Origin of the sequence: Xenorhabdus budapestensis, from assembly GCF_002632465.1 — a bacterium.
GTDB classification, from domain to species: domain Bacteria; phylum Pseudomonadota; class Gammaproteobacteria; order Enterobacterales; family Enterobacteriaceae; genus Xenorhabdus; species Xenorhabdus budapestensis.
Window position 1 is genome coordinate 384,581 of sequence record NZ_NIBS01000001.1, and the last position, 17,941, is coordinate 402,521.

17 protein-coding genes are annotated in these 17,941 nt (G+C 44.1%); all 17 read right to left on the reverse strand.

Going from position 1 to position 17,941, the window contains the following annotated elements:
• Positions 1-208: 208 nt before the first annotated feature.
• On the reverse strand, positions 209-1,162 hold the full coding sequence (gene rlpA / locus Xbud_RS01870; RefSeq protein ID WP_099134461.1) for an endolytic peptidoglycan transglycosylase RlpA: 954 nt from the start codon (positions 1,160-1,162) through the stop codon (positions 209-211).
• Positions 1,163-1,174: 12 nt separating this feature from the next.
• Positions 1,175-2,287 (reverse strand): peptidoglycan glycosyltransferase MrdB, encoded by a 1,113-nt coding sequence (gene mrdB / locus Xbud_RS01875; RefSeq protein ID WP_099134462.1) that lies wholly within the window; start codon positions 2,285-2,287, stop codon positions 1,175-1,177.
• Positions 2,288-2,304: 17 nt separating this feature from the next.
• Positions 2,305-4,251: a peptidoglycan DD-transpeptidase MrdA gene (gene mrdA / locus Xbud_RS01880; protein WP_099134463.1), complete on the reverse strand. Its 1,947-nt coding sequence runs from the start codon at positions 4,249-4,251 to the stop codon at positions 2,305-2,307.
• Positions 4,252-4,287: 36 nt separating this feature from the next.
• A complete protein-coding gene (gene rlmH, locus Xbud_RS01885) occupies positions 4,288-4,758 on the reverse strand; it encodes a 23S rRNA (pseudouridine(1915)-N(3))-methyltransferase RlmH (RefSeq protein WP_099134464.1) in 471 nt (156 codons plus the stop codon).
• Positions 4,759-4,760: 2 nt separating this feature from the next.
• Positions 4,761-5,087 (reverse strand): ribosome silencing factor, encoded by a 327-nt coding sequence (gene rsfS, locus Xbud_RS01890; RefSeq protein WP_099134465.1) that lies wholly within the window; start codon positions 5,085-5,087, stop codon positions 4,761-4,763.
• 99 nt (positions 5,088-5,186) lie between these two features.
• Entirely contained in the window at positions 5,187-5,858 is a 672-nt protein-coding gene (gene nadD / locus Xbud_RS01895) for a nicotinate-nucleotide adenylyltransferase (protein WP_099134466.1), read from the reverse strand.
• Positions 5,842-6,909 (reverse strand): DNA polymerase III subunit delta, encoded by a 1,068-nt coding sequence (gene holA / locus Xbud_RS01900; RefSeq protein ID WP_099134467.1) that lies wholly within the window; start codon positions 6,907-6,909, stop codon positions 5,842-5,844. The genes nadD and holA overlap by 17 nt, the downstream gene beginning before the upstream one ends.
• Positions 6,906-7,451, reverse strand: a complete 546-nt coding sequence (lptE, locus tag Xbud_RS01905; RefSeq protein WP_099134468.1) for an LPS assembly lipoprotein LptE — start codon at positions 7,449-7,451, stop codon at positions 6,906-6,908. Before lptE ends, holA begins: the two co-directional genes overlap by 4 nt.
• A gap of 67 nt (positions 7,452-7,518) precedes the next feature.
• Complete coding sequence (leuS, locus tag Xbud_RS01910) at positions 7,519-10,113, reverse strand: leucine--tRNA ligase (RefSeq protein WP_099134469.1); 2,595 nt, start codon at positions 10,111-10,113, stop codon at positions 7,519-7,521.
• A 194-nt stretch (positions 10,114-10,307) separates the two neighbouring features.
• Positions 10,308-11,033, reverse strand: a complete 726-nt coding sequence (locus tag Xbud_RS01915; RefSeq protein ID WP_099134470.1) for an amino acid ABC transporter ATP-binding protein — start codon at positions 11,031-11,033, stop codon at positions 10,308-10,310.
• A complete protein-coding gene (gltK, locus tag Xbud_RS01920; protein WP_099134471.1) occupies positions 11,033-11,707 on the reverse strand; it encodes a glutamate/aspartate ABC transporter permease GltK in 675 nt (224 codons plus the stop codon). The genes Xbud_RS01915 and gltK overlap by 1 nt, the downstream gene beginning before the upstream one ends.
• 2 nt (positions 11,708-11,709) lie before the next feature.
• Positions 11,710-12,450: an amino acid ABC transporter permease gene (locus Xbud_RS01925; RefSeq protein ID WP_099134472.1), complete on the reverse strand. Its 741-nt coding sequence runs from the start codon at positions 12,448-12,450 to the stop codon at positions 11,710-11,712.
• Between the two features lie 87 nt (positions 12,451-12,537).
• Complete coding sequence (locus tag Xbud_RS01930; protein ID WP_099134610.1) at positions 12,538-13,425, reverse strand: glutamate/aspartate ABC transporter substrate-binding protein; 888 nt, start codon at positions 13,423-13,425, stop codon at positions 12,538-12,540.
• 509 nt (positions 13,426-13,934) lie between these two features.
• Positions 13,935-15,476, reverse strand: a complete 1,542-nt coding sequence (lnt, locus tag Xbud_RS01935; protein ID WP_099134473.1) for an apolipoprotein N-acyltransferase — start codon at positions 15,474-15,476, stop codon at positions 13,935-13,937.
• 10 nt (positions 15,477-15,486) lie between these two features.
• Complete coding sequence (gene corC / locus Xbud_RS01940) at positions 15,487-16,365, reverse strand: CNNM family magnesium/cobalt transport protein CorC (RefSeq protein WP_099134474.1); 879 nt, start codon at positions 16,363-16,365, stop codon at positions 15,487-15,489.
• Positions 16,366-16,497: 132 nt separating this feature from the next.
• Positions 16,498-16,965: an rRNA maturation RNase YbeY gene (gene ybeY, locus Xbud_RS01945; RefSeq protein ID WP_099134475.1), complete on the reverse strand. Its 468-nt coding sequence runs from the start codon at positions 16,963-16,965 to the stop codon at positions 16,498-16,500.
• The gene (locus Xbud_RS01950; protein WP_416778747.1) at positions 16,962-17,939 is read right to left on the reverse strand and encodes a PhoH family protein; all 978 of its coding nucleotides are present in this window, start codon (positions 17,937-17,939) and stop codon (positions 16,962-16,964) included. Before Xbud_RS01950 ends, ybeY begins: the two co-directional genes overlap by 4 nt.
• Between the last annotated feature and the right edge of the window lie 2 nt (positions 17,940-17,941).

The following is a 17,941-nucleotide window of genomic DNA, read 5'->3' on the forward strand; positions in this document are numbered from 1 at the left end:
AGGTTGCTAATGATAAATCACAAACGGCGATTATTCCTATTTCTCTGTACTGAATATACTCCGCTAATCACATTGAGCAATTTAGACCCGTTTGCCCTGGTTGGAAGAGATGAAGATTTGCACTTTTTTACTTGGTTTTTTCTCCCCGCTGATACTAATCAGAATAACAAGTATCAGCAGGACGCAGGCTAATCAGAGAACAATGCAATCAAGGAGCAACAATAAAGGAAGATTGGTGCATTTGGTCAGTTAATTTCTTTTGCATTTGGGCTGCCTGCTGGCGGCTGCTGAAAGGCCCCAATTGAACGCGGTGAACATGATTAAACTGGGTCACACGTCCCGGTACATTAAAGCGTTGACTTAATGATTGCTGCCATTCTTTGGCTTTTTGTTCAGAACTGACAGCACCAACTTGTACCATATAACCAGAGGAAGTGGCTGAGGCTGATTCAGGGGATGTTTTCTCTGATGGTACAGCAGGTTGATTTTCTGTATTTCCAGACAGATTCTGGTTTGAGCTATTCTGTTCAGGAGAATCCGGTGTCATGTTTGTGACAGCCCCTGTTGATGGAGAATTAAGGACAGGTCTGTCAGGTAAAGCATAGCTTTGTTTGACAATAGTTGAACCAGCTGTTCCCAAACCAGAAAGTGAACCATCAGGGGCAACCTGAATGCCATCCAGTTTCACCCGACTTTGCGGCATCAAATTCAGCCGTTCGGCAACAGCGCGTGATAATTCAATCACTTTGCCTGGTTTATTGTAGGGGCCGCGATCATTAACTCTGACGATTATCATGCGTCCATTGCTTAAATTGGTGATGCGTACATAACCTGGTATTGGAAGTGTCGGATGAGCAGCCGTCAATGCATAAGGACTAGTTCGTTCTCCTATTGTTGTCAATTTTCCATTCGCTTCTTCACCAAATATGCTGGCATAGCCTGTTTGAGTAAACTGGGCAGGATCCTGAACGATATGATAGCTTTCTCCACCCCTACTGTAATCCTGGTTGGCACTTGGGTGGTAAGGCTCATATACAGGCTCTGCTCCCAATACATCACGGGTTGGAATTGGCGGAACAGAAGAAGCACCTCTTTCATTGCTTGTTGTACAGCCTGAAATTAGTGCAGCGACTATGCCAAGAATAAGCCATTGTTGACGCATGAAAATTCTTCCTCATAGACTTTTGGATAATAACTTGCGATGAGTATGTATCGACATGATAATGCCGAATCCCGCCATTAAGACAATTAATGCTGAACCTCCGTAGCTAATCAGAGGCAGAGGCACACCGACTACAGGCAAAATACCGCTAACCATGCCGATATTTACGAAGACATAGACAAACAATATTAATATTAGCCCCCCTGCCATGACACGGCCGAAGGTATTTTGTGCGTTGGTGGCAATAATCAGGCCGCGGATGATGATTAATAGGTAAAGTGCCAATAAGGCGAGGACACCGATCAATCCTACTTCTTCCGCTAAGACAGCAAAAATAAAGTCGGTATGACGTTCAGGCAAAAACTCTAATTGTGATTGTGTGCCTTGCAACCAGCCTTTTCCAAATAACCCACCTGATCCAATAGCAATTTTTGATTGAATGATGTGATAGCCTTTACCCAAAGGGTCACTTTCTGGATCTAACAACATCATGACTCTGGCTCGCTGGTAATCATGCATTAAAAAGAACCATAAAATCGGCAGGAAACAGGCAATCAGTAAAACGGCAATAGCAATTAACCGCCAGTTCATTCCTGCCAGAAACAGAATAAATAACCCGGAAACTGCTATCAGGATAGAAGTACCTAAATCAGGTTGTGCAGCGACAAGCAGAGTAGGTAAGAATATCAGTACTAATGCAATCCCTGTATTTTTCAGGGAAGGGGGACAAAGGTCACGATTTATAAAGCGTGCCACCATCAAAGGGACAGCGATTTTGGCAATTTCTGATGGCTGAAAGCGTACAATGCCTAAATCCAGCCAACGTTGGGCCCCCTTACTTATTTGCCCGAAAACATCAACAAGGATGAGCAGCATGACACAGACAATATAAAGATAAGGGGCCCAACTTTCGTATATGCGAGGTGGTACTTGAGCCAGAGCAACCATGACCACTAAACCAATGAGTACCTGCCCGATTTTACGTTCCATCATATCAATGTTTTGTCCACTGGCGCTCCACATAATGAAAAGACTATAGGCCAGCAGTGCCAGAATACATAGTAGCAGTGGAATATCTATATGTACTTTGGTCCAGAAAGGAACTTTTTTCTGCGATTCTGTCATAGCATTACTCAATTATCTTATGTTCTGGTAGCGGGTTTTTGGGTAGATCGTTTTTCGCCAACGGGTTCTGCTGTAGGCGGTTTTCTACTTTTATCAGCTGACTCAGTAGATGAAGTACTTTTATTATTCCTGATTAGAATATGATCCAGAATTTGACGCACGATAGTGCCAACAGGTGTCCCCGCTCCTCCATTCTCCAAAATAATGGAAACCGCAACGGTCGGGTTATCATAAGGAGCAAAAGCAATCATTAGTCCATGATCCCGTAGATGCTCCGCAAGTTTACTCGCATTATAGGTTTCATATCTGAACACCTGCGCCGTACCGGTTTTTACTGCGGCTTTATAAGGAGTTCCGGCAAAAAATCTGCGTGCTGTGCCATTGGGAGCATTGGCAACACCATACATGCCATCTTTGGCAATCTCCCAATACCCAGAATGAATATCTGCGATTGGTTCACTGACAGGAGGCTGATAAGGATGTATATCACCGTTTACGCGCATCCCCAGTAAAAAATGCGGTGTTTTCACCTCGCCGTCATTAATCAGTATCATCAGGGCTTTTACCATCTGCATAGGTGTGGCCGTCCAGTACCCTTGACCGATGCCAACAGATATCGTATCTCCTTGAAACCACGGTTTTTTATAACGATTTTGTTTCCATTCCCGGGTCGGCATGTTACCCGCCGCCTCTTCTTTCAAGTCAATACCAGTCAATTGACCAAAACCAAATTTTGTCATCCATTTGGAGATCCTATCGATACCCATATCATAGGCTACCTGATAGAAAAAGGTATCTGCTGATTCAACAATGGATTTATGCACATTCAAAAGACCATGCCCATAACGTTTCCAGTCACGATAACTCATATTAGAGTTAGGCAATTGCCATCGGCCCGGATCATTGATGGTTGTGTTCTTTGTGATGACACCACTATTTAGTGCTGCAACAGCGATAAAAGGTTTTACTGTTGAGGCCGGAGGGTAAGCACCTTGAGTTGCACGGTTAATCAATGGGCGGTTAGGATTGTTGAGCAGAGCTTTATAATCTTTACTGGAAATGCCATCAACAAACAGATTGGGGTCATAGCTTGGGTTGGATACCATTGCCAGAACTTCGCCGGTACGGGGATCTGTGACAACAACTGCTGCACGACTGGTTGTCAATATCTCTTCAATGTAAGTTTGTAGTTCTAAGTCTATTGACAGATAGATATCTTTACCCGCTTGTGGCGGTTGTTCATGTAACTGGCGAATAACTTTGCCACGGTTATTAACTTCAACTTCTTCATAACCGGGTTTTCCATGCAGAACCGACTCGTAATAGCGTTCAATACCTAGTTTGCCGATATCATGAGTTGCTGCGTAATCTGGCAAAATCCCCTCTTCGTCGAGTCGCTCTACGTCTTTGTCATTAATTTTGGAAACATAACCGATGACATGGGTGAGGGCAGAACCATAAGGATAATAACGGCGTTGATATCCTTTGATTTCCAACCCTAGGAAGCGGTATTGGTTGACGGAGAATCGGGCAACCTGCACCTGAGTCAGTGATGTTTTCAGGGGGACTGAGGTGAAACGGCGTGCGTGTAGCCGCTCTTTTTTGAAATTTTCGATATCTTCATCGGTTAACCCGATAATGGAACGCAGCTCATTTAAGGTTTTATCAAGGTCAATAACTTTTTGGGGCACAATCTCCAACTGGTAAATTGTACGGTTAGCTGCCAGTAGTGTGCCGTTACGGTCATAAATGAGTCCCCGGCTTGGAGCAATGGGAACAAGTTTAATACGGTTCCCATTTGAGCGCGTTTGATAATCTTCGTGGCGGGTGATCTGGAGATTATAGAGATTGGCAATCAGAACCCCTGTTAAAAGGATAATGCCAACAAACGCCACGAGAGCGCGGCGTATAAAAAGGGCTGATTCAGCCGTATGATCGCGGAAAGGGGTTCGTTTATTTTTCATCCCATTACCAGAATTCACGGTGATAGATTACCTAACTTATTCCCGATGATAAGGGTGATTAGTTGTGATGCTCCATGCCCGGTACAAGCTTTCGGCAACCAAAACCCGTACCAGAGGATGTGGAAGAGTCAGTGGAGAAAGAGACCAGCTTTGTTCTGCGGCGGCTTTACAGGCAGGCGCTAAACCTTCCGGGCCACCAATCAGCAAACTGACATTTCTTCCGTCCTGTTTCCAGCGTTCAAGCTGTTGTGCCAACTGGGGAGTATCCCAACGAGATCCGGGGATATCCAGTGTGACAATGCGATTGCCTTTACCGACAACCGACAGCATCTGTTCGCCTTCTTTTTCCAGAATACGTTTGATGTCGGCGTTCTTGCCTCGTTTTCCAGCCGGAATTTCAATTAATTCGAATGGCATTTCTTTTGGAAAACGATGCAAGTAATCAATAAAGCCGGTCTGCACCCAGTCCGGCATTTTTGTTCCTACAGCGACAAGTTGTAACTTCAAACTCAGCTCCAGAGTTTTTCCAGTTCATACATGCGACGGCTGTCTTCCTGCATGACATGTACCATCACTTCGCCGAGGTCAACAACGATCCAATCTGAAATGCCTTGCCCTTCGACACCCAGAGGCATGATGCCTGCTTTACGGCAGACATCAACAAGGTTGTCTGCGACTGACATCAGATGGCGACTTGATGTACCAGTGCAGATAACCATGCAGTCTGTAATGCTGGATTTTCCACGAACATCTATAGAAACAATATCCTGTGCTTTGGAATCTTCAAGTTTATCAATAATAAATTGTTGTAGTTCTGTGCCTTGCAAAAGGATCACCTTAATTTCATCAAATTAGTTGTGTAACGTAGAATAATAGCATGCCCGTCTCTATAAACGTAAGCGGCTCAACGGGGAAATCACATAATGATTTGACTATCAGCTATATAAATTCTGTGAATCAATATAATTTTGTATTGATGGAGGCAGTAAATCATCACAGCTTAATCCTTGTTGATGACGCTGACGAATATCCGTTGCTGAAATGTCTAATAATGGAGTTTTAGCCAGATAAATATAGCCATGTGATTTCTGGCTTAATGAGGCCGGAGTATCAATTTGGTGTTGCTCAAGCCACTTCTGCATTTCCGGGGTTGCCAGTTGTCTTGCATATCCCGGACGGGAGCAGACCAGTAGATGACAGATATCCAATAACTCTGCCCAGCAATGCCATGTATGGATAGATTGCAGAGAGTCTTGCCCTATGATGAATGCCAGCGGACATTGTTCCCCAACTTCCTCGCGGAGTGATTTCAATGTTTCGATGGTGTAAGAAGGTGTCTGACGTTGCAACTCCCGGGTATCAACCGTGAAAAGCGGGTTGTCTTGTACCGCCAGATGCACCATTGCCAACCGTTGTTGAGGAGAAGCTTCGGGTTGAGGACGATGCGGCGGAACATGATTAGGTAACAAAATAACCTGTTTAAGACCTACTTGTTTTGCTAGTGCTTCTACCGGGCGCAAATGACCATAATGGATGGGATCAAACGTGCCACCAAATAAAGCATGGATAATCGGTGAATTTAAGGATGAATTAGTGGTACGAAGCATTCAAAAAGCTCTCTGGTAATATTTTTCCGTGCGTTTTTCCGAGGGTGTTTCCGTATAGTAACAGCATAGAAAGTGTTTCCAGGTCAGCCCAAATCGATTGGCCATAATCCTGTTTGATACGCAGTTCCATCTGGGTTAATAAACGTATAGCCGAGTGTAAATCTTTCAGTGACAGCCGCTGTAATGCCATTGTCAGAAGTGTCCGGCGGTTTTGCCACACTTTATGTTGATCAAACAGTGTTTTCAAAGGTGTCGTTTTTTCCTGGCGCTTAAGTGTCAACAGTAGCATAAGTTCCCGCTGTATCGTGCGGAGTAAAATAATTGCTTCGGTATCTTCTTGTCGCAACTGTTTCAGGATATGCCATGCCCGCGTAAGCTTGCCTGCCAGCAGAGCATCAACCCAATGATAAGGAGCAAAATGTGCTGCATCATTGACTGCGTCTTCGACTCGATGAAGAGTTAGCCGATTATCGGGGTAGAGTAATGAAAGGCGTTCTAACGCTTGAGACAGTGCCAGTAGGTTGCCTTCGTAGCAATAACACAATAATTGGTTCGCTTCATCTTCCAATGACAATCCCATACTTTTAGCGCGTTGTGCCACCCATTGGGGAAGACGATTTTGTTCCGGATTGAGGCAACTGACATAGACACCATTTTTTCCAATTACTTTGAACCATGTGCTGTTTTCTTGCGCTTTGGTCAATTTGTGTCCACGTAGTATCAGCAGAATATCTTCATGTAATAGTTCGGAAAGTTTGGTTAGACGTTCGGCCATTGCCGTATTGGGGCCATTCTCAGGTAATAACAAAGTAATTGACTGACGGCTGGCAAAAAGGCTGAGTGACTGACAGAGGCTGAAGATTTCATCCCACTCAGTGTGATTATCCAACGAGAACGAGAAATGCTCTATAAAGCCGTGCTGTTCAGCCACTCTACGAATGTTGTCCTGACTTTCCTGTAGCAGCAACGGTTCGTTGCCCCATAACAGGTAGCTGCTTCGCAGCCCTTCATTGAGCTGCGAAAGAAGTTGTTCAGGATAGAGTCTGATCATTGTTTTTGTGCAGTTGCTGCTTGCTGTTTTTTAGCAGATTTTAACTGTTCTGTACTCTGAACCGTCAGCAGTTGGCGTATAAGCTGGTGGGCAGCTTGTTCACGCATTTCTTGCTGAACCAGTTCATTTTCTGCATCTTTTGCCAGAGCTTCCAACGGGTTATCGAAGAAAGCGCGATCAACCTTTGCCCGCAATGGGTAGATATTGCCATTTGGCATTAGAACTTGTGCATCAACATTGAGTACTAGCTGGCGTTCTGCTGCTTTACCATCCTGAAATACTGAAACAGTTTCTTTGTTTTCACTTGAACTTAACAGTTTCAGGATCGGAACAGAGGCACTGGCCTGTTCAACAATTTTGACGTCATTCAGACGTAGTTGCTGGCGTACTGCCCGTGCCAGTGGCCCGTATGGATCACTTGAACTCAACTGTAACGTTTGAAGTTCTTTTGGTACTTGTGTTGTGCCACGAAGGTGAAAACCGCAGCCAGCGGTGACCAGCACCGCTAACCCCAGCAACAACGTGAAAATACGATGCCGCATATTTTTTCCTATCAGATTTACTGCCACACTTTTTATCACAAGAATGGCCTCCCATTATCAGTTAATATCAGCTAACGACCAGATTTAGCAATTTGCCCGGAACATAGATGACCTTACGAATACTAACGCCTTCAAGATATTTCGTTACGCTGTATTCTTGGGTTGCCATTTCCTGAACGTACTCTTTTGTGGCATCTGCCGGTACAGTAACGCGGCCACGGACTTTACCGTTAATCTGGATGATGACCAGTTTAGTATCATCAATCATCGCCTGTTCATCAGCCTGCGGCCATTCAGCAACATCAATGTCACTTTCATTACCGAGCGCTTTCCACATAACGAAACAGGCATGTGGAGTGATAGGTGAAAGCATACGCACAATTGCTGTCAGCGCTTCTTGCATCAGAGCACGATCCTGCTCTGTTTCCTGTGGTGCGCGAGTCATTTTGTTCATCAGTTCCATGATAGCGGCAACTGCGGTATTGAATGCCTGGCGACGACCGATATCATCAGTAACTTTAGCAATCGTTTTGTGTAGATCACGACGCAAATCTTTCTGCTCTGCTGTCAAGTTAGCAATATCTAACAGTTGAAGTTCGCCTTTGTCTGCGTTTTTATTAACGTGCTCATGGACCAGACGCCATACACGTTTCAGGAAACGGTTAGCCCCTTCCACACCAGATTCCTGCCATTCCAAAGTTAGCTCTGGTGGTGCAGCGAACATCATAAACAAGCGAACGGTATCTGCGCCATATTTATCAACCATAAGTTGTGGATCGATACCGTTATTTTTGGATTTTGACATTTTACTCATGCCAGTATAGATCAACTCATGACCAGCCTGATCCGTTGCTTTTATGATGCGGCCTTTTTCATCATGTTCAACAATTGCATCGGCCGGTGACACCCAAGCTTTTTCACCGTTGCTGCCGATGTAATAGAAAGCATCAGCCAGAACCATGCCTTGACACAACAAACGTTTTGCCGGTTCATCAGAGTTAACTAAGCCTGCGTCTCGCATCAATTTGTGGAAGAAACGGAAATACATCAGGTGCATGATAGCGTGTTCAATACCGCCGATATATTGATCCACTGGCAGCCAATAGTTAGCGGCAGCAGGATCAAGCATACCTTTGTCATAATCCGGGCAGGTATAGCGTGCGTAATACCATGATGATTCCATAAAGGTGTCGAAGGTATCGGTTTCACGCAGAGCCGATTGACCGTTGATAGTGGTTTTTGCCCACTCAGGATTAGCTTTGATTGGGCTGGTAATGCCATCCATCACAACATTTTCCGGCAGGATCACTGGCAGTTGATCTTCAGGAACAGGTACAACAGTACTATCTTCCAATGTTGCCATTGGAATTGGTGCTCCCCAGTAACGCTGACGGGAAACGCCCCAGTCACGCAGACGATAGTTAACTTTGCGTTTGCCAACTCCCATCTCAACCAGTTTATCTGCGATGGCATTGAAGCCCTCTTCGTGGCTCAGGCCACTGAACTCACCGGAATTAACCAGAGCATTTTTATCGGTGACGGCAGCTTCCTGAACCGTTGGTACGTTACCATCGTTATCCAGAATAACCGCTCTCATAGGCAGGTTGTATTTAGTGGCAAACTCCCAGTCACGTTGGTCATGGGCTGGAACTGCCATAACAGCACCTGTGCCGTATTCCATCAGTACGAAGTTAGCAACCCAGATAGCGATTCGTTCATTGGTTAATGGGTGGATAACGAACATGCCGGTTGACATGCCTTTTTTCTCCATAGTTGCCATGTCTGCTTCGGCAACTTTGGTATTACGGCATTCACTGATGAATTCAGCCAGCTCAGGATTATTTTCCACAGCTTGTTTTGCCAGAGGATGACCTGCGGCTACAGCAACATAGGTCGCTCCCATAAAGGTATCTGGGCGGGTAGTATAAACGGTCAGTTTTTCTTGGCTATCAGCGACATCAAAGGTGATTTCGACACCTTCAGAGCGACCGATCCAGTTACGTTGCATGACCTTAACCTGTTCAGGCCAGTCTTCTAGTTTATCCAGATCATTTAGCAGTTCTTCCGCATAATCGGTGATTTTAATAAACCACTGTGGGATTTCTTTGCGTTCTACCTGGCTGTCACAACGCCAGCAACAGCCATCAATAACTTGTTCATTTGCCAGAACTGTCAGGTCATGTGGACACCAGTTAACAGCAGAGGTTTTTTTGTAAACCAGTCCTTTTTCATACAACTTAGTAAAGAACCACTGTTCCCAGCGATAGTATTCTGGTGTACAGGTTGTGACTTCACGATCCCAATCATAACTGAATCCCAGCATTTTTAGCTGGCCTTTCATGTATTCAATGTTGGAGTAAGTCCACGGAGCCGGAGCAGTTTTGTTTTTGACCGCAGCGCCTTCTGCTGGCAGGCCGAATGCATCCCAACCGATAGGTTGTAGTACATTTTTGCCAAGCATACGCTGGTAACGGGAGATCACATCACCAATAGTGTAATTACGAACATGGCCCATATGTAGTCGGCCAGAAGGATAAGGTAGCATAGACAGGCAATAGTATTTTTCTTTGCTGCTGTCTTCGGTCACTTTAAAAGTTTGCTTCTCTTGCCAATGAAGCTGGACTTGTTGCTCTATGTCTTCTGGACGATATTGTTCTTGCATGGCACCGATAATCCTATGGTGAGTAATAAAGCTACGCTTTTAGCGAGCGTGTTTGTTTATGAAATTTAGGATGACATAGCATAGCGGATAGGAATTGGGGCAACAACACTTGTTATAGGAAGAACACGGAAAATTACTGAATTTAGTCGAGGTTTAAAGTCGGCGGTAAAGTGTTATCCGCCGACAGCGGTAAATTAGTGCAGGATCTTCGCCAGAAAATCGCGGGCACGTTCTGATTTAGGGTTGACGAAGAACTCTTCTTTCTTGCTGTCTTCGACAATAGTGCCTTCATCCATAAATATAACGCGATGGGCAACTTTTTTGGCAAATCCCATTTCATGGGTGACAACCATCATGGTCATCCCTTCGTTAGCCAGCTCAACCATAACATCCAGGACTTCATTGATCATTTCTGGATCAAGGGCGGAAGTTGGTTCGTCAAACAACATGGCGATGGGATCCATGCAAAGCGCACGGGCAATGGCGACCCGCTGTTGTTGCCCACCGGAAAGTTGGGCAGGAAATTTATTGGCGTGATTTGCCAATCCAACACGCTCTAATAGTTTTAAGCCTTTTTCAGTCGCAGTTTGTTTATCACGCTTTAAGACTTTGACTTGAGCCAGTGTCAGATTGTCAATGATCGACAGATGGGGAAACAGTTCAAAATGTTGAAACACCATGCCAACTTTGGAACGTAGTTGAGCCAGATTTGTGCCTTTATCATTTAGTTTCGTTCCGTTTACCCAAATTTCACCTTGCTGGACAGCTTCAAGGCCATTAACTGTTTTTATCAGCGTGGATTTACCGGAACCAGAAGGCCCACAGACTACCACTACTTCGCCTTTTGTGACTTCAGTTGAGCAGTCATTCAGAACCTGAAATTGGCCATACCACTTGGATACATTTTTCAGGGAGATCATCAAATAGTCCTTTTCTTCAAATAGTTAACCAACATGGAAGCGGAAAAACTAATCACAAAATAAACAAAACCGGCAAATAGAACCATTTCAATCTGTGTGCCGTCACGCTCACCGATATTGGCTGCTGTACGGAAAAAATCTGCCAGACTCAATACGTATACCAGAGAGGTATCCTGAAATAATACAATGCCTTGCGTTAACAGTAATGGGATCATCGCACGGAATGCTTGTGGCAGAATGACCAGACGCATGCTTTGCATATGAGTCATTCCCAATGCTAGTGACGCAGATGACTGACCACGAGAAATACTCTGAATACCTGCCCGAATAATTTCGGAATAATAGGCTGCTTCAAAGAGCGAGAACGCTACCATTGCAGAGATTAAACGGATATCAGTTTTTGGTGATATGCCTAGAACATTTTGGACTAAGCTAGGCACAATTAAATAAAACCATAACAATACCATTACCAGAGGTACAGAGCGGAACAGGTTGACATATAAAGTGGCAAACCAGCTCAATACTTTAATGGAAGAAAGTCGCATAACTGCCAGAGTAGTTCCCCAGGCAATACCAATGATAATGGCGATTATGGTAATTTCAGCAGTGATGATTAACCCGTCCAACAACAGGGGCAGGCTGGGAATAATGGAACTCCAGTCAAATTGATACATTTCTATCGTCCTCCCATATTGCCCGGCAACCGTACTTTTTTCTCAAGCATACTCATTGCAAGCATGATCACGAGATTGATACCAACATATGCCAATGTGATTGCTGTAAATGTTTCATACGCATGCGCAGAATAGTCCAGTAATTTTCCGGCCTGGGCGGCCATGTCTACCAAACCGATAGTTGATGCAATTGCGGAATTTTTCACCAGGTTAAGCATTTCTGAGGTCATTGGCGGTGTAATGACACGATAGGCATTAGGTAGCAGGACATAACGGTAGGTTTGTGGCAGGGTCAGACCCATTGCCAGCCCTGCGGCTTTTTGTCCTCGTGGTAGCGATTGAATGGCTGCACGAACCTGCTCGCATACACGGGCCGCAGTGAATAGCCCCAGACAGATTAACGAAGAAAGGAAAAATTGGATATTGGGATCCAAATCCATTTTGAACCAATTACTCAGGTCTTTAGGCAGGAATTCTGGTACAACCAAATACCATACAAAAAACTGGACGATAAGAGGAATGTTACGAAACAGTTCAACGTAACAGGTTCCTAATCCTGCCAGATACTTATTCGGAACAGTACGAAGAATGCCGAAAAACGAACCGACAATAAATGCAATAGTCCAGGCGCAGATAGAAAGAGCAATTGTCACCTGCAACCCAGAAATGATCCACCCAAGATAGGTGGTATTACCAAAAGGGGCTTCTTGCAGAAAGATGCCCCAGTTCCAATCAACTGACATATACATGCTCCCTGAAGCATAAAAAAATGAGGTAGGGAACGACTACCTCATACCCGTCGTGCCAATAAAATCGGGATCTTCGGTTTATTAATTTAGCGATTTATCATTTGGTGATTTAAACAAAACTTTCATCTCATCTGGCAGAGTAAAGTTCAGATTCAAATTTTTAGGTGGAATTGGCTCTTTAAACCAGCGATCAAACATTTTTTCTGCCCGGCCAGAAGTTTGTATTTCTGCAACAGTGTCATTCAGCAACTTTTTGAATTGAGGATCACCCTTGCGCATCAGACAACCGTAAGCTTCTTTGGATTGTGGTTCACCGACGATAACCCACTGATCAGGTTTTTTCGCTTTTGCACGTTCGCCTGCCAGTAGTGCGTCATCGACCATGAAGGCAACAGCGCGGCCTGATTCCAGCGTGCGGAATGAATCGCCATGATCTTTTGCACTGATAATGCGCATTTTCATTTTCTTTTCGTCATTGAGTTTATTCAGCAACATTTCAGAAGTTGTACCTGCGCTTACAACGACATTTTTTCCAGTCAGATCGTCAAATCCTTTGATCCCTGAATCCTTATTAGTCAGCAAGCGTGTGTTGACGATAAAGATGGTATTGGAGAACGCAGCTTGTTTTTGGCGCTCAGGGGTATTAGTGGTTGAACCACACTCAAAATCAAAAGTACCATTTTGCAGCAATGGAATACGATTTTGAGAAGTGACAGGGATCAGCTTAACTTGTAGGTTGGGCGCATTAATTTTTTTCTTAATCGCTTCCACGATTAAATTGGAATGGTCCTGGGCGTAACCGACAACATTCTGTTTACCATCATAATAAGCAAATGGAACAGAAGATTCTCTGTGCCCGACAACAACAACACCGCTGTCTTTGATTTTTTTTAGTGTTCCAGTCAATTCCTCAGCATGGGCAGCCCCTACTGCGCTAAGCAACATCATGGTTAACATCAATTTACGCATATACAGCTCCTTCATCTGGTTGTTTTGCGCAATTTGTTTAGTACAGGTTGTTTTGTACAACGGGTTTTCTAAAACTGCATTGCGCAAAATTGGGTTTGCTTGCACATATTGGTGCTTCTGTTTTTTATAGAAGCGGTTTTTTTAGAAATGATTTTCTGAATTATTTTGTGTATATGTTGTAAAAAAATAATTCATAATGTTACTTTTTTTAAACCATATGTTTTCATTTCGCGAGCCACTTCGCACTAAAAATAGACAATTTTGTTTAAGTGTGATTTTGAGGTGAATAATTTTTAATCTTGCTCACAGTTTGTACTTTTTAGGATTAAATATTTTATTTAGTTATTATTTAATTTGATTTTATCTTTTATTAAAGCATTTCTGATTTCATATTAATTATGATGGGTAATATTTATTGGGGTTATCAAGGGAGGGGGAGAGTAAAAAAATATAAGCCCAGGGAATAAATTAAACCTCTGGACTTATATCGGATATTTTCTGAAATATCGTTAAATGATTAGCGAGATTTGGCGACGGTTGCTTATCAATCCGAATAAAATAAACAACACGGTTATTCCCCAAACCGGCCAATTACCGAATCGGAAATAAGGTGTAATACCACTGGCTGGTGTGACTTTAGCGTCCAATACTTGGCGAGTAAATTGTGGAATTTCGGCTTGTATTGAACCATCTGGTTTGATTACCGCTGTAATTCCGTTATTTGTCCCTCTTAACAGAGGACGACCCAGTTCAAGGGAACGCATACGCGCCATTTGGAAATGTTGCCACGGCCCAATAGAACGTCCAAACCAGGCATCATTGGAAACAGTCAGCAGAAACTCTGTACTGGGTTTGAAGTTATCACGGACTTGCTCGCCCAAAATAATTTCATAGCAGATTGCGGCGGTAATTTCATGTCCCGCAACAGAAAGCTGAGGTTGTATATAATTTCCCTGGCTGAAAGAGGACATTGGCAGGTTAAAGAAGGGAGCCAATGGACGCAGTAATGATGCCAGAGGAACAAATTCACCAAATGGAACAAGGTGATGTTTGTCATAGCGGCTAATCGCCGGATATTGGTAAGGAGTTTTTTCTCCTAACACAATAATACTGTTATAGAACTTGTATCCATCCAGTGTAGGGCGCGCATCGGGAATACCTGTAATCAGGTTAGTGTTATGTTGCCTGAGCAGAATGTCCAGTTTGCTCAGAAAATTATTCTGATTATATTCATAATCAGGTATAGCCGCTTCTGGCCAGATAATAATAGGGATTTTGCCGATAAAAGGCCGGCTATTATCCAGATAAATATCCAGAGTTTTTCCCAATACAGAGGGATCCCATTTTATTTCCTGAGGAATATTGCCTTGTACCAACGCTACTTCGGTTGATTTTTCTGGCATCAGGGTATACCACTGATAATGTCTCATTGGCCACGGCAGCAGTAACAAGATAATGGCGGTGATGGCAGATGAGCGTTTTTTATGAACGGCCGCAAAAACTAACAAACCACTGCTCATCATTAGCAGGAAGGTGATACCTTCTACTCCAAAAATCGGGGCAACTGCTTTCAATGGGCCATCAATCTGGCTATAGCCAAATTGTAGCCACGGAAAACCCGTTAATACCCAACCACGCAAAAATTCAGTGCATTGCCATAATGCAGGGCTGGCGATGATTAACCTCATCCCATTTGAGGTTGGGAAAAAGCGGTTAAGCAGCCCAGCAAACAGGGCGGGATAAAGAGCGAGATAAGCGGAAAGCAGGATCACCAAAAAGATATTAACGGCAGTGGGCATGCCTCCGAAATTTGCGATACTGACATAAACCCAGTTTATACCACTACCAAACAAGCCAAAGCCCCAGCAGAAGCCAATAAAGAGCGCTTGTCGGGTAGTCCGGTTAAGTGTCAGGATTTGCAGACTACAGAGAGAAACAAGGGCTGCGGGCCAGAAGTCAAAAGGTGAAAAAGCCAGTGTTCCACTGGCTCCGAAGAAAAGTGCCAGCAAAGCGCGTAGCCGCTGGCAACTCATTAATGAGGCTTTGTTCATCCAGATCCTATTAATCTCTATCAAGGCCAGGAACTTCAGCATTATCCGGTATTTTGACATGAACCTGGATGATTTTCCGGCTATCTGCCATTGCTACTTTGAAGTGATAGCCATTGATGTTGATGGATTCTCCACGGGAAGGCAGATGTCCAAATGCCTGCATAATCAACCCGCCAATGGTATCAACTTCTTCATCGCTGAAATTAGTACTGAAAACATCGTTAAAGTCTTCGATTTGAGTTAATGCCCGCACTGAATAAGTATGGCGACTCAAGGCACGAATATCGTTATCTTCATCATCATCGTATTCGTCCTCAATTTCCCCCACAATCAGTTCAAGTATATCCTCAATCGTGACAAGGCCGGAAACACCGCCGAATTCATCGATAACAATTGCCATGTGATAGCGTTGAGAACGGAATTCTTTCAGCAGTCGGTCAACCCGCTTACTTTCCGGCACCACGACAGCCTGACGCAGCACTTTATCAATGCTGAAAGGCTCTGTATTCGTACGCATAAATGGCAGAAGATCTTTTGCCATCAAGATGCCTTCAATGTGATCTTTATCTTCACTGATCACAGGGAAGCGAGAGTGGGCTGAATCGATAATTACATCCAGACATTCGTCCAGAGATTGATTGCGTTTTAAGGTAACGATTTGTGAGCGCGGGATCATAATGTCACGCACGCGTTGGTCAGCAATATCCATCACCCCTTCAAGCATTTCTCGGGTATCAGGGTCGATCAGGTCATTCTGTTCAGAATCACGGATCAGTTCAACCAAATCGTTACGGTTTTTCGGCTCACCGTGAAAAATCTGATTAAGAAGTGCAAAAAAGCCTTTCTTAGGACTAGGGTTATCGTTACTAGAAGGATGGTCGTCGCTCATGGCGTTTTAATTAAAATTCCTCATTAATTAAAGTTGAATACCTGTCGTCTTTCAAGTTGTAGCTTTGTTGGCTACATCCTGAGATCTATAGGGTACGATTCGTAATGTTTAACATAAAAATGTTCTTAGGGGTTATTCTTTTTCCGCGAGATAAGGATCAGGATAACCCATTTTTTTCAGGATTTCTGTTTCCAGAGATTCCATTTCTTCCGCTTCTTCATCTTCGATATGGTCATATCCAAGTAGATGAAGACAGCCGTGAACCACCATGTGTGCCCAGTGTTCTTCAACAGTTTTTTGTTGTTCTTTCGCTTCTTTCTCAACAACCTGGCGGCATATAATCAAATCGCCGAGTAAGGGCAGTTCCACTTCGGGTGGAGCTTCAAATGGGAAGGATAACACATTGGTTGGTTTGTCTTTCCCACGATAAGTGAGGTTTAATTCGTGGCTTTCTGCTTCATCAACCAAACGGATTGTCACTTCACTTTCAGCTTGAAATTGTGGCAAAACGCCTTCCAACCATCGTTGGAATAGGACTTCCTGAGGAAGTCCTATTGAGTTTTCACACGCGATTTGTAAATCTAATATAACTGAACTCATTGCGCTTCCTGTCTGCGCTTTTCGTTAAGCGCCTGTTTACGTTTTTGCTCTGTAGCTTCCCATGCTTCATAGGCGATAACGACTTTGGCCACCACAGGGTGGCGAACCACATCTTCGCTATGGAGGAAATTAAAGCTCAGCTCGTCAACTTCCGACAAGACTTCCATCGCATGGCTCAGACCCGATTTCTGGCCTCTTGGCAGGTCGATCTGGGTTACGTCACCAGTAATCACCGCTTTAGAGTTAAAGCCAATACGAGTCAGGAACATCTTCATCTGTTCGATGGTGGTATTCTGGCTTTCATCAAGAATAATAAAAGCATCATTGAGTGTTCGTCCACGCATATAGGCCAATGGAGCGACTTCAATAACATTTCTTTCGATCAGCTTCTCAACTTTTTCAAAACCTAGCATCTCAAACAAAGCATCGTAAAGTGGACGTAAGTAAGGATCGACTTTCTGGCTTAGATCACCCGGCAAAAATCCCAGTTTTTCTCCAGCTTCAACCGCAGGGCGGGTAAGAAGTATCCGGCGAATTTCTTGCCGCTCCAGTGCATCAACTGCTGCGGCAACGGCCAGATAGGTTTTACCTGTTCCTGCTGGCCCGATCCCAAATGTAATATCATGGTCAAGGATATTGGCAATGTACTGCACCTGATTAGGAGTACGGGGTTTTACAACACCCCGTTTGGTTTTGATATTCAAGGCTTTGCCGTAGGCAGGCACGCTTTCTGCTGACTGTTCCAGTACGCGACTTTCTGTGATTGCCAAATGGATCTGTTCAGGTTCAAGATCCGGTATCACGCCACGTACAGGTGCGGTTTCGACATAAAGGTGGCGCAATATGCTTGTTACTGCACTGACACACAGTGGTTTTCCCACCAATTTGAAACGATTGTCGCGGCGGTTGATCTCTACTCCCAGGCGACGTTCAAGTTGTTTCAGATTGTCATCAAGTGGGCCACACAGGCTCATTA